We start from the raw sequence: 13,085 nt of genomic DNA, 5'->3' as shown, positions 1-13,085 counted from the left end.
GCGCGATGTCGTTAGGGTCGGGCGGTCAGGCGGCGTGGAACACGCGCGGCTGGACCAGCGGGCCCTGCAGGCCGCCGCGGCAGCGCTTGGCGAGCGCCAGCACGGCGAGGTCCGCGACTGGCTCGATCACGACGACCACCATGTAGGCCGTGCCGAAGGCGAGGAGCGAGGCGAGCGTCTCGGCCCCGGCGCCCTGGCCGTAGAGGACCCAGAACGCGACCCAGGCGACGACGCCGCCCTGATAAGCGGTCGAGAGCTTCAGCGCCTGCTTGTAGGTGAGGTCGACATAGGCGGTTCCCGCGGGAACGACCTTCCGCGCCAGCGCGGCGATCGCGAGGAGCGGAACGAGCAGGGTCGTCACGTTGACCAGATACATCGGCAGGTCGGTCGGTGCGAAGAGCAGCCCCTGGATCAGGAGGCCCGCCATGAGGCCGATCGCCGCCGGCGCGGTCCCGAGAAGCAGAAGCAGCGTCGTGCCGAGGATGAAGTGCACTTCCGAGACGCCGGCAGCGAAATGCGGCAGCACCTCGAAGAAGACGAGGGTTCCGACCGTGGCGATCGCGCTGCGAAGCGCGAGGGGGGCGGCGCCATGCGCCTTGAGGTCCGCCCAGACGAGCTTCGCCGAATAACCGGCCGCGCCGGCCGCGGTCGCGGACGCCAGCGCCATCTTGGCGCCGTGGACGATTCCGGGTTCAATATGCATCTTCGTTTCTCCGATCTGCCCGTCACACCCGACGGGCCCGTGTTGCGTTGCGGCAGGGCTGGTCTCCTGGCTCGCGGGTCGAAGCTTGGCGCCGCCTTCCCGGGACGCGCAGGCATCCCAGTGGCATCGTGACGCCGCGCTCACCGCTTACAGTCGCGGGGGCGGCTGCGGCTTCGGGTCCCTGATTGGGTCCCCCTCACCGCATTCCCATTTCATCCCCCGATGGCCTTGGGCCGGGGGAACCTTGCCCGTCCGTGATGCGCCGTGCCGCGCGCCGGGGTCAAGCACGTTAACGACCCGGCGGGGCACAGCGGCGACGCGCGGGGCTTTCGACGCGAGTCCCGTCCCGATATCTTGTGGCGCATTGTGCGAACGGGGCCATATCGGCCGTGTGGCTTGACGCCGGGGGCCGGGTTGCGGGATCACGGGCCATGCGGTTCACGCGTCTGCGCCTCAATGGCTTCAAGTCCTTCGTGGACCCGACCGATCTCGTGATCGCGGACGGGTTGTCGGGCGTGGTCGGCCCGAACGGCTGCGGCAAGTCGAACCTGCTCGAGGCGCTGCGATGGGTGATGGGGGAGAACCGTCCCACGGCGATGCGCGGCGGCGGGATGGAGGACGTGATCTTCGCGGGCGCGCGATCCCGCCCGGCGCGGAACTTCGCGGAGGTGGCGCTCGCGCTCGACAATTCCGAGCGGACGGCGCCCGCCGCGTTCAACGCCGCCGAGACGCTCGACGTGGTCCGGCGGATCACGCGTGACGTCGGCTCCGCCTACAAGGTGAACGGCCGCGACGTACGGGCCCGCGACGTGCAGATGCTGTTCGCCGACGCCTCGACCGGGGCGCATTCCCCGTCGCTCGTCCGGCAAGGGCAGATCAGCGAGCTCATCAACGCGCGGCCGCAGCGCCGTCGGCGCGTGCTGGAGGAGGCGGCGGGGATCTCGGGGCTGTATCAGCGGCGGCATGAGGCCGAGCTGAAGCTGAACGCGACGGAGACGAACCTCGCCCGGATCGACGACCTGCTGGAGCAGCTTGCGGCCCGGCTCGCCACGCTGTCGCGGCAGGCCCGGCAGGCCGCGCGCTACCGCGAGATCGGCGCGGCCCTGCGGCAGGCGGAAGGGACGCTGCTCTATTTGCGCTGGCGGTCGGCGCAGGACGCGCGGAGCAAGGCGGAGGACGCGTTGCGCGCGCGGCTGGGTGAGGCTGCGGCGGCGGAGCGGCAGGCCCGCGCGGCGGACGCGACGCAGGCCCGGGCTGAAGGGGATCTTCCGGCCCTGCGCGAGGAGGAGACGATCGCCGTCGCGGTTCGACAGCGTCTGGAGATCGCGCGCGACACGCTGCTCGAGCGGGAGCGGCAGGCCGCGGCGGAGATCGCCCGGCTGAGCGCGCGGATCGAGCAGCTCGACGCGGATATCGACCGCGAAGGCACGCTGAACCGTGACGCGGGCGAGACCATCGCGCGGCTCGAGGCGGAGGCCGCGGAGCTGGGCGCCGCCGGCGAAGGGGAGGGCGACGCACTGGCCGGGGCGGAAACGGCGGCGGCGGAGGCGGCGACGGTGCTGCGCGACCGGGAGGCGGAGCTTGCGGGTCTGACCGAGGAGCTGGCGGGACTGTCGGCCCGGCATCAAACGGTCACGCGTGCAGCCGCGGAGGCCGAGGCCCGCGCGGCCCGGATCGAGACGGAAACGGCGCGTTCGCGCACGGCGGTCGAGGCGGCCGAAGCGGCGCTCGACGCGGCGGCGGATGCCGCGCGTGACGCCACGGAAAGGCAGGCCGCGCTGCAGGACGGCGCCAGGGCGGCGGAGGCCACGCTGAGTGAAGCGGACGCGGCCCGCGAGGCGGCGCAGGATGTCGAGGGCCGCGCACGGTCCGAGCGTGCCGGGGCCGAAGGCGCGGCGCGCACGCTCGGGGCGGAGGTCGCCGCGCTGGAAAAGCTCCGCGCCCGGAACGACGACGCGCGGGATGCGATCCTAGACCGGCTCGAAGTCGAGACCGGGTTCGAGGCGGCGCTCGGCGCGGCGCTCGGCGAGGCGTTGCGATCCCCCGAGATCGGCGGGGCGGCGGGGGACGGGGCGGGCTGGACGACGCTGCCGCCCTTCGAGCCGCCGCCCTCCCTGCCGGAGGGGGCCGCGCCGCTGGCCGGACACGTGACGGTGCCCGCCGCGCTGACCCGGGCGCTGTCGCAGATCGGGCTCGCGGAGCCCGGAGCGGCCGCCCGCCTGGAACCACATCTGCGGCCGGGGCAGGCACTGGTTTCCACCGCGGGCGACCTTTGGCGATGGGACGGGTATCGCGCCCCTTCCGGCGCCACCCCGTCGGCGGCCGCGCTGCGCCTGCAGCAGGCCAACCGGCTCGCGCGGCTGCGAACAGATCTCACCGAAGCGGAAGTGCGGGCTGGGGCCGCGCGGGACGCGCACGAGGAGCGGGCACGCAAGCTGTCGAAGTGCCGGGCGGTCGAAGCCGCGGCGCGTGACGCCCGCCGCGACGCGGATCGCGCCCTGACCGAGGCGGGGCGCGCGCTGACCCGTGCGGAGACCGCGCGCGGGACGGCGGAAACGCGGCTGGAGACGGCGCGGATCGCTCTGTCCCGGTTCGACGACGAGGCGCAGGGCGCGCAGGACGCATTGCGGGCGGCGCGGGCGGCCCGGGCAGAGCTGCCTCCGCTCGACAGGACGCGCGCGACCCTGGAGACGTTGCGCACCAGCGTCGAGGGCGCGCGGATGGCGATGATGGGCCGCCGGGCCGAGGCCGAGACGCTGAAGCGCGACGCGGCGGCGCGGGCCGCGCGGCGTCACACGATCGACGGGGATCTGCGGAAATGGCGTGCCCGGCTCGGTTCCGCCCGTACGCGGCTGGGCGACCTCCATGCGCGCCGCGGAAAGGCCGAGGGAGAACTCGCGGCGGCGCGTGCCGTTCCGGACACGCTGCGGAACGAGTGCGACGAACTCGGGCATGAGATCGAGCGGGCGGATGCGCGGCGGGCCTCGGCGCGGGACGTCCTGTCGGACGGCGAGGCGCGGGCGCGGGCCGCCAAGGGGGCGGCGCGGGAGGCCGAACGCGCGGCGGGCCAGGCACGGGAGGCGCGGGCGCGGGCGGAAACGCGGCGGGATGCGACGGAGGAAACGCGCGCCCTGGCCGAGACGCAGATCGCCGAGGCGCTCGACTGCACGCCGGCGGAGCTTCTCGCCGCCCTCGGCACCGATCCGGAGGCCATGCCCTCGGTCGAGACGGTCGAGGGCAGGGTTGCCGCGCTTCGGCGGCAGCGCGACGGACTCGGCGCGGTGAACCTGCGCGCGGAGGAGGATGCCCGCGAAGTGCGCGAGGAGCACGATCACCTTTCGACGGAGCGGACGGACCTGGACCAGGCCGTGGGCCAGCTCCGCGCCGGGATCGCCGCGCTGAACCGGGAGGGGCGGCAGCGTCTGCTCGACGCGTTCGGGACGGTGAACGACAACTTCGCCACGCTCTTCCGGCATCTGTTCCAAGGGGGCGAGGCGCGGCTGGAACTGGTGGAGAGCGACGATCCGCTCGAGGCCGGGCTCGAGATCCTTTGCCAGCCGCCCGGCAAGAAGCTCTCCACGCTGAGTTTGCTGTCGGGGGGCGAACAGACGCTGACGGCACTCGCGCTGATCTTCGCTGTCTTCCTCGCCAACCCCGCGCCGATCTGCGTGCTGGACGAGGTCGATGCCCCGCTCGACGACGCCAACGTGACGCGGTTCTGCGACATGCTCGACGAGATGACGCGCCGCACCTCCACGCGCTTCCTCATCATCACGCACCATGCGGTGACGATGGCGCGGATGGACCGCCTGTTCGGCGTCACCATGGTCGAGCCCGGGGTGAGCCAGCTGGTCAGCGTCGATCTGCGGAAGGCCGAGACGCTCGTCGCTTGATCGCCGCGCCGCAGAAGGTTAACCGCGGAAGGCGCAATCCGTCGCTGGCGATCGTAGAGGACCGAATGGATCTCATCATCAACGCAGAACTCAGCTACGATTTCGACATGCCGAGCGACGTCCTGCTGCAGGTCGAGCTCGCGCATGTCGCGGGCCAGACCGTCCGCGAGGAGGCGCTGTTCACGACGCCCGTGACGGATTTCAGGCGTATTCCGGGCGAGCAGGCCTTCGGGCAGCGCGCCTGGATGCGGGCCGAGGGGCGGCTCGACATTACCTACAAGGCGCAGGTCGTCGTCGACCGGCCCGACAGCGACTTCTCGCAACTGCAGGCCAGCCCGCCGCGCAGCATGACGGCCGAGGCGACCTCGTACCTGATGCCCTCCCGCTATTGCCCCTCCGACGAGTTCCAGGCCTTCACGGCCGCCGAGTTCGGCAATCTCACGGGCGGGCCGCTCATCGCCGCGATGCGGGACTGGATCGACCGGAACTTCAGCTACGTCTCGGGGTCGAGCAACGTCGCGACGACGGCGCGGGAGACGTTCGTACAGCGGCAGGGCGTGTGCCGGGACTACGCGCATGTCATGATCGCCTTCGCGCGCGCCGCGGGCATCCCCGCACGCATCGCCTCGGTCTACGCGCCGCATGTGGATCCGCCGGACTTCCATGCGGTGGCCGAGGTCTGGCTCGAGGATGCCTGGCACCTCGTCGACGCGACCGGCATGGCCAAGCCGTCGGAGATCGCGATGATCGGCGTCGGGCGCGACGCGGCGGACATTTCGTTCCTGCAATCCTTCGGGATCGCGACCATGGTCCGCCAGCAGGTGACGGTGCGGAAGGCCTGACATCCGTCAGGCGAGATGCCGCAGCGCGCCGAACACGGTCACCACGATCAGGACCAGCGCCCAGACGCGCCACAGCGCGGCGCAGGCCGCGTCGATATCGGTCGAGTTCGCGGTCCGGCGCCCGCCTTCGTTGACCCAAGGGAAATCCTGCATCCGGCCGTCGTAGCTGCGCGGCCCTGCGAGCGCGAGGTCGAGGATCGGCGCCAGCGCCGCCTCGGGCCAGCCGGCACTGGGGGAGCGGTGGCGACGCGCGTCGGCGGGAACGCCCGACAGGTGGTGAAGCGCCCCGTGCCCGGCGAGAAGCGCGAGCGCGGTCAGGCGCGCGGGGATCCAGTTCATCACGTCGTCGAGCCGCGCGGCGGCCCAGCCGAAGGTCGCATGGCGGGGCGTGCGGTAGCCGATCATGCTGTCGGCCGTGTTGACGACCTTGTAGGCCATCATTCCCGGCAGGCCGGCGACGGCGAACCAGAAGACAGGGGCAACCACGCCGTCGGACAGGTTCTCCGCCGCGCTTTCGATGGCCGCGCGGGCGATCTGCGCCGCGTCCATGTCGCGCGTATCGCGCCCGACGATCCGTGCCACCGCCTCCCGCCCGGCCTCGGGCGAGAGGCGCAGGGCGCGCGCCACGGCCCGGACGTGATCGACCAGCGAGCGCTGGGCAAGGAGGATCGCGGCGAAGACGATCTCGCACAGGCCCGCATCGGGGATCGCGGCGATGGTCCGCCCGGCGAGCACGGCGCCCGCGACCAGCAGCAGGATCGCCGCCACGCCCTTGGCCCGCCGTCCCGCCCCGCGGTTCAGCCGGGCGTCGAGGGCGTCGACGGCCCGCCCCATCGTCACCGCGGGATGCGGGAACCGGCGCCACAGCCAGTCGGGCTCGCCCAGCCAAGCGTCGAGCAGCATGGCGAGCGTCAGGATCACGCGAGCGCGGCCTCCAGTCGTGGCCATCCCTCGGTGGGCGGAAGGCCGAGGCGGAGCCACGTGTCCGAATAGGCGAAGGTGCGCGACCAGATGCGGTACCCGGCCAGACGCGCCTGAAACGCCGATGCGTCGGGCAGGGCGTAAAGGCGGAACAGTGGCGTGCCGCCGATGCATGTGCCCCACGGGGCCATCAACGTGTCGAGCCGCCGCGCGTCCCGCGTCAGCCGCGCGCGGGTCTGTTCGGCCCATGTCCCGTCGCGGAGGGCCGCCGTTCCGATCGCGAGCGCGGGGCCGGAAACGGGCCAGGGGCCGAGCGCCTCCGCGAGTCGCGCGATCGTCTCCGGCCGGGCGATGGCGAAGCCGAGGCGGAGGCCGGCGAGCCCCCAGAACTTTCCGAAACTCTTGAGCACGACCGTTCCGGGCCGCGTGGCGAGGCGGACGAGGGACGCCTCGGGGGCGACGTCGCAGAAGCTCTCGTCGATCACCGTGAGCGCGGCGTCGGCCTCCGCGTCGGAATAATGGCGACCGTCGGGGTTGTTGGGGTGGACGAGCACCTTCGCCTTGCCCCCTTCGTCCGTCACTGACCAGCCAGCCGCCCGGAAGGCCGCCTCGTGCTCGTTGTAGGTCGGGCCGGGAATCGCGACCCGACCCGGCGTCGCGAGCATCGGCAGGCGGGCGATCAGGGACGAGGCGCCGGAGGCCGCGATCAGGTCCGCCGCCGGCGGCACGGCCCAGAACTGCCGCGCGGCATCGAGCAGGGCATCCTGCGCCATCCGATCGGGCAGTGCCGTCCAGGCGCGCGGGCAAAGGGACGGAATCGGGTAGGGCTCGGGATTGATGCCCGTCGACAGGTCGATCCATTCCGCCGCCGTTCCGCCGAAGCGTTCGCGCGCCGCGTCGAGGCCGCCGCCGTGATCGCGGGGCGCGCTCACTCGGGAAGGGGCGGATGCCGCGTGATGAAATGACCTTTGATTGCCGCCGGCCAGTCCCGATACGGCACCACCCCGGTCGCGCTCGCGGCGTGCCGCACGGCATAGTCGACGAGACCGGCGGCCGTCTCGGCGGAAGGAGAGAATCCGCCGAGCGTGTAGGCCATCTTCCGCGGCGATTGCAGCGTGACGTTGCACGCGCGGCTGCAGCCCATGAGGCAGGAATGGCGTCGCATCCGGACGTCCGGCACCTCGGCCGTCAAGGCTTCGACCAGCTCGGCCAGCGCCTCTCCGTCGGTGTGGCCCGCGGCGCTGTCCCAATCCTCGCGCTTGCAGGTATCGCAGATGGTGATCGTCGTGGTCATTCCGCCTCCTGAGGCCCCGGGCGGGGATAGACCGTCCGTTCCGGTTCATGCAATGAGCATGAATTTGCCGATACAGCGGCTGACGCACGGAGTTAACCCTTCATTTCCATGCCTGCACGACATTGCGTCGATCGAACGGGTTTCGGTTTGGGCAGCAGCTTGGGGTTGGACGCATGACAGAACGGATGCACCGGGCACTCGTGGTCGGACCGGGCTACGAGGACGGCAAGAAACAGCAGCAGGCGGTCGCGAATCTCGCGCAGGAAGGCGTGGAGATGCATTTCGCGACGAGCCAGCACGAGGCCGCGATCTGGCTCTGCGAGAACGAGCCTTCGGTTGTCCTGATCGACCTTTCGCTGGAGGACGGCAGCCCGTTGGCGGTCGCGAACTTCTGCAGCTACCGCCGGCCGGAGGCCCGCGTCGTCCTGCGGGGCAACGGACAGCTGTTCAGCGACGGATCGATCTTCTCGCTCATCGACAACGTGCACGCGCTCGTCGCCGATCACGCGACGGAGAACGACCTTTCCGCCCTGCTGTCATTCCATGCCACGGCCCGGCGGGGCGGCGTGCGCGACGAGGGTTCCGCCTTCGCGCTGCACTGACCCGCGCGGGGGATTAGCCCCGGCCGTGTGGCGCGTCCCAGTCGATCTCGGGCCCGATCGGAACGATCCGGTGCGGATTTATCGTATCGTGGCTGTAATGGTAGTGCTGCCGGATGTGCTCCATGTTCACCGTCCCTGCCACGCCCGGCACCTGATAGAGTTCGCGGGCCCAGCCCCAAAGGTTGGGGTAGTCGACGATCCGCCGGCGGTTGCACTTGAAATGGCCGTGATAGACCTGATCGAAGCGGATGATCGTGGTGAAAAGGCGCCAGTCCGCCTCCGTCAGCCGGTCCCCGGTCAGGTAGCGTGTCTCGGCCAGGATGCCTTCGATCCAGTCGAGCGCCTCGAAAAGCGCATGAACCGGCGCCTCGTAGGCTTCCTGCGTGGTGGCGAAGCCGGCCTTGTAGACCCCGTTGTTGACGTCGTCGTAGACACGCGCGTTGATCCGGTCGATCTCCCCGCGCAGCTCTCCGGGACAATAGTCGGCGTCGTTGCCCGTCAAGCCGTCAAAGGCCGAATTGAACATGCGGATGATCTCCGCGCTCTCGTTGGAGACGATCGCGTCGGTCTTGGTGTCCCAAAGGACCGGTACGGTCACCCGGCCGGAAACGCCGGGCTCGGCCTTCGTGTAGATGTCCCGCAGGAACGGCAGGCCGAACAGCCGGTCGCCGGTCGCGCCCTCCATGTCGTCGCGGAAGGTCCAGCCTTCCGACAGCATGTGCGCGTGAACGACGGAGACGGGTACGATGTCCTCCAGTCCCTTCAGGGCGCGAAGGATCAGCGTACGGTGCGCCCAGGGGCAGGCCAGCGAGACATAAAGATGGTAGCGTCCGGCCTCTGCCGCGAAGCCGCCGCCGCCGCTCGGTCCCGGCGCGCCGTCGGGCGTGACCCAATTGCGGAACCCGGTTTCGGAGCGGACGAACGAGCCGCCACTCTCCTTCGTGTCGTACCAGACATCCTGCCACTTTCCGTCGACGAGCTTGCCCATGGTTCCCTCCCCTGTTTCACGCCTGACACCTAAAGGGTGGCGACCCGTTGAGAAGGGAACGGGACGCGCAGGCCCTGCGCGGTCCCGAACAGCGGCGCGGGCCTACTTGTAGGCGACGGCGCCGACCTCGTAATCCTTGGTGCCGCCCGGCGTGCGGACTTCGACGCTGTCGCCTTCCTCCTTGCCGATCAGGGCGCGGGCCAGCGGCGAGCGGATATTGAGGAGCCCGTTCTCGATGTCGGCCTCCTGCTCGCCCACGATCTGGTAGGTCTTTTCCTCCTCCGTGTCCTCGTCCACGAGGGTGACCGTGGCGCCGAACTTGATCGGGCCGCTGAGCTTCGCGGGGTCGATCACCTCGGCGCGGGAGATCAGGCCCTCCAGTTCCTTGATGCGCCCTTCCACGAAGGATTGCCGCTCGCGGGCGGAATGATACTCGGCGTTCTCCGACAGGTCGCCATGCTCGCGCGCCTCGGAGATGGCGCGGATGATCGCGGGCCGTTCCTCGGACTTGAGCTTCTTCAGTTCGGACTGAAGCGCGGTCATGCCGCGCGGCGTCATCGGTACTTTGTCCACGGACTTCTCCTCCAGGGACCCGACGGCCCCCGTTCCTTGCGTCGCTCCGACTGTATCAGCGGCCAGCACGGGCGCAACACGCGCGTCAGAAGGTCCGCACGATGCCGGCCGTGGCGGAGCCGGAGATGGTAACGGAGGGCTCGGGGTTGCGCGGCTCGGACCCGACCTCCGAGGGAGGGACGGGCCGGCCGTCGATGCCGCAACCCGCGAGGAGGAGGACGAGCGGCAGGAGGCGGATCATGCGAGCCGCGCCGTCCAGCGGTCGACCTGCGCGCGGACATTCGCGGGCGCCGTCCCGCCGTAGGAGGTGCGCGAGGCGACCGAGTTGCGCACGCCCAGCACGTCGAACACGCCCTCGGTGATCCGCGGCTCGACCGCGTGCATCTGCTCGATGCTGAGCTCGGGCAGGTCGATGCCCGCCGCCTCGGCCAGCTTCACGAGCGCGCCGGTGACGTGATGCGCCTCCCGGAAGGGCAGGTCGAGCTCGCGCACGAGCCAGTCGGCGAGGTCGGTCGCGGTGGAGAAGCCGGAGGACGCGGCGGCCTCCAGCGCCTCGCGGTTGGCGTTCATGTCGCCCACCATCCCCGTCATCGCGGCGAGCGCCAGCATCAGGCTGTCGGCGGCGTCGAAGACCTGTTCCTTGTCCTCCTGCATGTCCTTGGAATAGGTCAGCGGCAGGCCCTTCATCACCATCAGCAGCGCGGTCTGCGCGCCGAAGATGCGCCCGATCTTGGCGCGCAGCAGCTCCGCCGCGTCCGGGTTCTTCTTCTGCGGCATGATGGAGGAGCCGGTGGTCCAACGGTCCGACAGGCGCACGAAGCGGAACTGCGCGGAGGACCAGATCACCAGCTCCTCCGCCAGACGGCTCAGATGCATCGCGCAGATCGTCGCGGCCGACAGGAACTCCAGCGCGAAGTCCCGGTCGGAGACGCCGTCGAGGGAGTTGGCGCAGGGCCGGTCGAAGCCGAGCGCCGCCGCCGTCATGTCCCGGTCGATGGGAAAGGACGTGCCGGCCAGTGCCGCGGTGCCGAGCGGGCATTCGTTCATCCGCCGCCGGGCATCCTCGAAGCGCGACAGATCGCGACCGAACATCTCCGCGTAGGCCAGCATGTGGTGGCCCCAGGTGACGGGCTGCGCCGTCTGCAGATGGGTGAAGCCCGGCATGACCCAGTCCGCTCCGGCGTCGGCTTGGCGCACCAGCGCGCCGATCAGGCGGGGCAGGGTATCGATGGCGGCATCGGTCTGGTCGCGGACCCACATGCGGAAGTCGAGCGCGACCTGATCGTTGCGGGAGCGCGCGGTGTGAAGCCGTCCGGCGGCGGGGCCGACGATCTCCGTCAGACGAGCCTCCACGTTCATGTGGATGTCCTCGAGCGCGGTGGAATACTCGAACCGGCCCTCTTCGATCTCCGCCAGCACGTCGAGCAGTCCCGCCCGGATCGCCTCCGCGTCGGCCTCGGAGACGATGCCCTGCGCGGCAAGCATCGCGGCATGGGCGCGGCTGCCCTCGATGTCCTGCCGGGCCATGCGGCGGTCGAAGCCGATCGAGGCGTTGATCGCCTCCATGATCGCATCGGGGCCTTCCGCGAATCGGCCGCCCCACATCTTGTTCGACTTCTTCTCCGACGGCCCGGACATGCGGCGCCTCCCGTTGTGATCTGCCTTCGCGCTATAGGTCCTGCCCCGGCGCATCGCCACCCCCGGCGCCCGCCCGGTCGTCGTCGCGAAGCCCGGCGCCGCCCGGGACGTCCGCGCCGTCGTTGCCTTGATCACGGCGGTCGGAACGGCGGGGGAGCGGCCGACATGGTTCGGCTTTGGAATCATTGGTGGGGAAAACGGCCTGGACGTCGGGCGCGGTGGTCCATGGGGGACCGGCTCGCGGTCGCGGCCTCGATCCGACGGCCCGGGTCGATCGTTCGGAAATCCGACACGCTCGAGTCAAACTCGCGGCATTCGCAGGACCCTGGCTAATTCCCCGGTAATGCTTTCGGGCGATGCCTCGCTGCATGAGAACAGGAGCGGTGCCGATGATGAACCTCGACGTCATGATGGACTTCGTCGGATCGCTGGCGATCCTCGGCATGCTGGTGGTGGTTTACGGGGCGCTGCGCTCCCGGCTTCCGGGGCAGTTGCTCGCGGGGGTGGTGAAGGGCGCGCTCTTCGGTCTGGTCTCGGTGTTGCAGATGCAATACGCGTTCAGCCCCGCCGAGGGCCTCATCATCGATCTGCGCTGCATGCCCGTCGCCCTGGCGGGGGCGTTTCTCGGCTTCCGTGGCTGTGTCGTATGCGCGGGCATCGCCGTCGCCATGCGATTCCATACGGGCGGTCTCGGGGCCATGTCCGGCGTCGGCGCCATCATTCTGGCGGCGGCGGGCGGATTGCTGTGGAACTGCGCGACGGCGGGCGGCGAGCGGGGCCTGAAAGCGATGCTGGGTCTTGCGGCTATCACGAGCTGCCATCTGATCGCCGTCTCGCTCCTTCCCTACGATGTCGCCGTCTGGTTCCTTCGCGAGGCGGCGCCGACCCTCGTCCTGCTCTATTTTGTGGCGATTCCCGCGGTCGGCCTGCTGATGGAGCGCGAGGGACGCCGTATCCTAGAGGAATCGCGGCTCCGGGCCGAGGCCATCGCGGGACCGGGCGATCGCTTCATGCCACGACAGGCCTTCGAGTGGACGCTCACGCAGGCGGCCACCTCGGGCACACTGCGCGGCGAGGTCGTGGTGATCGCCCTGCACCTCCGACAGCGCAACCTGACGCGGCAGCTCTGGGGCCCGGAGGCCGAGGAGCTGGCGATGCGGGCGATGCGCGTCCGCCTCGACGGGATCATGCCCAAAGGCGCCGTGGCCGGCGCCGTGAGAGAAGACCTCGTCCTGCTGGCGTTGCCCGGCCTGCCGGAACAGAGACTGGATGCGCTTCTCGCCCGGATCCGTCGGGAAATCGCCGAGGAGCCGGTGAATGTCGCGGGCATGGCGTCCTTCCGTCTGATCATGGAGGTGTCGACCCGACGCTACGCGCCGCTCCCGCCGCTCGCCGACGTGGTCGACGACCTGACGGCGCCCGAGCCGCGTCTGCCCGTGGCCGCGCGGAAGCCGGCCGATCCGGTCGCGGCCGACCGGTTGCGGCGCGGTCCGGGCACGGTCGCGGGCCCCGACATGCTCTTCGAGACGTTCGACCGCCTCCATGCCCTGCGCTTCGGATCGGCCTGACCGGCCCGATATTGCATAGGCCCGCCCGCGCCGTCATACCGGGCCGCATGGTTCGAACGGACG

The 13,085-nt window shown here is 70.7% G+C and carries 12 protein-coding genes and 1 riboswitch; of the genes, 4 read left to right on the top strand and 8 right to left on the bottom strand.

Annotated elements, in window-relative coordinates; all coding sequences use genetic code 11:
- Positions 1–25: 25 nt before the first annotated feature.
- On the bottom strand, positions 26–703 hold the full coding sequence (locus Q1B08_RS01750) for an energy-coupling factor ABC transporter permease (protein ID WP_299813785.1): 678 nt from the start codon (positions 701–703) through the stop codon (positions 26–28).
- 38 nt (positions 704–741) lie between these two features.
- Positions 742–965: riboswitch (cobalamin riboswitch) on the bottom strand.
- Between the two features lie 169 nt (positions 966–1,134).
- Here Q1B08_RS01750 and Q1B08_RS01745 point away from each other — a divergent pair.
- A complete protein-coding gene (locus tag Q1B08_RS01745) occupies positions 1,135–4,596 on the top strand; it encodes an AAA family ATPase (protein WP_299813781.1) in 3,462 nt (1,153 codons plus the stop codon).
- A gap of 65 nt (positions 4,597–4,661) precedes the next feature.
- A complete protein-coding gene (locus tag Q1B08_RS01740) occupies positions 4,662–5,438 on the top strand; it encodes a transglutaminase family protein (RefSeq protein ID WP_299813778.1) in 777 nt (258 codons plus the stop codon).
- A gap of 6 nt (positions 5,439–5,444) precedes the next feature.
- On the opposite strand, the gene cbiB is transcribed toward Q1B08_RS01740, so the two are convergent.
- The 3 genes from cbiB to Q1B08_RS01725 are packed head-to-tail and all read right to left on the bottom strand — an operon-like array spanning position 5,445 to position 7,653.
- The gene (gene cbiB, locus Q1B08_RS01735; protein WP_299813775.1) at positions 5,445–6,359 is read right to left on the bottom strand and encodes an adenosylcobinamide-phosphate synthase CbiB; all 915 of its coding nucleotides are present in this window, start codon (positions 6,357–6,359) and stop codon (positions 5,445–5,447) included.
- A complete protein-coding gene (locus Q1B08_RS01730; RefSeq protein ID WP_299813772.1) occupies positions 6,356–7,291 on the bottom strand; it encodes a threonine-phosphate decarboxylase in 936 nt (311 codons plus the stop codon). Before Q1B08_RS01730 ends, cbiB begins: the two co-directional genes overlap by 4 nt.
- Positions 7,288–7,653, bottom strand: coding sequence for a DUF1636 domain-containing protein (locus Q1B08_RS01725; RefSeq protein WP_299813769.1), 366 nt, complete (start codon positions 7,651–7,653; stop codon positions 7,288–7,290). The genes Q1B08_RS01730 and Q1B08_RS01725 overlap by 4 nt, the downstream gene beginning before the upstream one ends.
- A gap of 173 nt (positions 7,654–7,826) precedes the next feature.
- Here Q1B08_RS01725 and Q1B08_RS01720 point away from each other — a divergent pair, with 173 nt between their 5' ends.
- Complete coding sequence (locus tag Q1B08_RS01720) at positions 7,827–8,255, top strand: VpsR-related response regulator (protein ID WP_299813766.1); 429 nt, start codon at positions 7,827–7,829, stop codon at positions 8,253–8,255.
- A gap of 13 nt (positions 8,256–8,268) precedes the next feature.
- On the opposite strand, the gene Q1B08_RS01715 is transcribed toward Q1B08_RS01720, so the two are convergent.
- The 4 genes from Q1B08_RS01715 to argH all read right to left on the bottom strand — a co-directional run bounded on the left by Q1B08_RS01715 (position 8,269) and on the right by argH (position 11,454).
- On the bottom strand, positions 8,269–9,243 hold the full coding sequence (locus tag Q1B08_RS01715; RefSeq protein ID WP_299813764.1) for a glutathione S-transferase family protein: 975 nt from the start codon (positions 9,241–9,243) through the stop codon (positions 8,269–8,271).
- Positions 9,244–9,345: 102 nt separating this feature from the next.
- Entirely contained in the window at positions 9,346–9,816 is a 471-nt protein-coding gene (greA, locus tag Q1B08_RS01710; protein ID WP_299813761.1) for a transcription elongation factor GreA, read from the bottom strand.
- Between the two features lie 85 nt (positions 9,817–9,901).
- Complete coding sequence (locus Q1B08_RS01705; protein WP_299813758.1) at positions 9,902–10,057, bottom strand: argininosuccinate lyase; 156 nt, start codon at positions 10,055–10,057, stop codon at positions 9,902–9,904.
- Positions 10,054–11,454, bottom strand: coding sequence for an argininosuccinate lyase (gene argH, locus Q1B08_RS01700; protein ID WP_299813756.1), 1,401 nt, complete (start codon positions 11,452–11,454; stop codon positions 10,054–10,056). The genes Q1B08_RS01705 and argH overlap by 4 nt, the downstream gene beginning before the upstream one ends.
- Positions 11,455–11,843: 389 nt before the next feature.
- Between argH and Q1B08_RS01695 the strand changes: the two genes are divergently transcribed.
- On the top strand, positions 11,844–13,022 hold the full coding sequence (locus Q1B08_RS01695) for a LytS/YhcK type 5TM receptor domain-containing protein (RefSeq protein ID WP_299813753.1): 1,179 nt from the start codon (positions 11,844–11,846) through the stop codon (positions 13,020–13,022).
- Positions 13,023–13,085 lie beyond the last annotated feature (63 nt).

This window comes from uncultured Jannaschia sp. (assembly GCF_947494025.1).
In the GTDB taxonomy this organism is placed as follows: Bacteria; Pseudomonadota; Alphaproteobacteria; order Rhodobacterales; family Rhodobacteraceae; genus Jannaschia.
Note: the sequence above shows the minus strand (reverse complement) of the source record. Positions and strands in the feature narration are given on the sequence as shown.

Excerpts from the sequence above, each read along its gene's own strand:
- Q1B08_RS01750 (WP_299813785.1), bottom strand. The coding sequence starts at position 703 with ATGCATATTGAACCCGGAATCGTCCACGGCGCCAAGATGGCGCTGGCG.
- Q1B08_RS01745 (WP_299813781.1), top strand. The coding sequence starts at position 1,135 with ATGCGGTTCACGCGTCTGCGCCTCAATGGCTTCAAGTCCTTCGTGGAC.
- Q1B08_RS01740 (WP_299813778.1), top strand. The coding sequence starts at position 4,662 with ATGGATCTCATCATCAACGCAGAACTCAGCTACGATTTCGACATGCCG.
- Q1B08_RS01725 (WP_299813769.1), bottom strand. The coding sequence starts at position 7,653 with ATGACCACGACGATCACCATCTGCGATACCTGCAAGCGCGAGGATTGG.
- Q1B08_RS01720 (WP_299813766.1), top strand. The coding sequence starts at position 7,827 with ATGACAGAACGGATGCACCGGGCACTCGTGGTCGGACCGGGCTACGAG.
- Q1B08_RS01715 (WP_299813764.1), bottom strand. The coding sequence starts at position 9,243 with ATGGGCAAGCTCGTCGACGGAAAGTGGCAGGATGTCTGGTACGACACG.
- Q1B08_RS01705 (WP_299813758.1), bottom strand. The coding sequence starts at position 10,057 with ATGATCCGCCTCCTGCCGCTCGTCCTCCTCCTCGCGGGTTGCGGCATC.
- argH (WP_299813756.1), bottom strand. The coding sequence starts at position 11,454 with ATGTCCGGGCCGTCGGAGAAGAAGTCGAACAAGATGTGGGGCGGCCGA.
- Q1B08_RS01695 (WP_299813753.1), top strand. The coding sequence starts at position 11,844 with ATGATGAACCTCGACGTCATGATGGACTTCGTCGGATCGCTGGCGATC.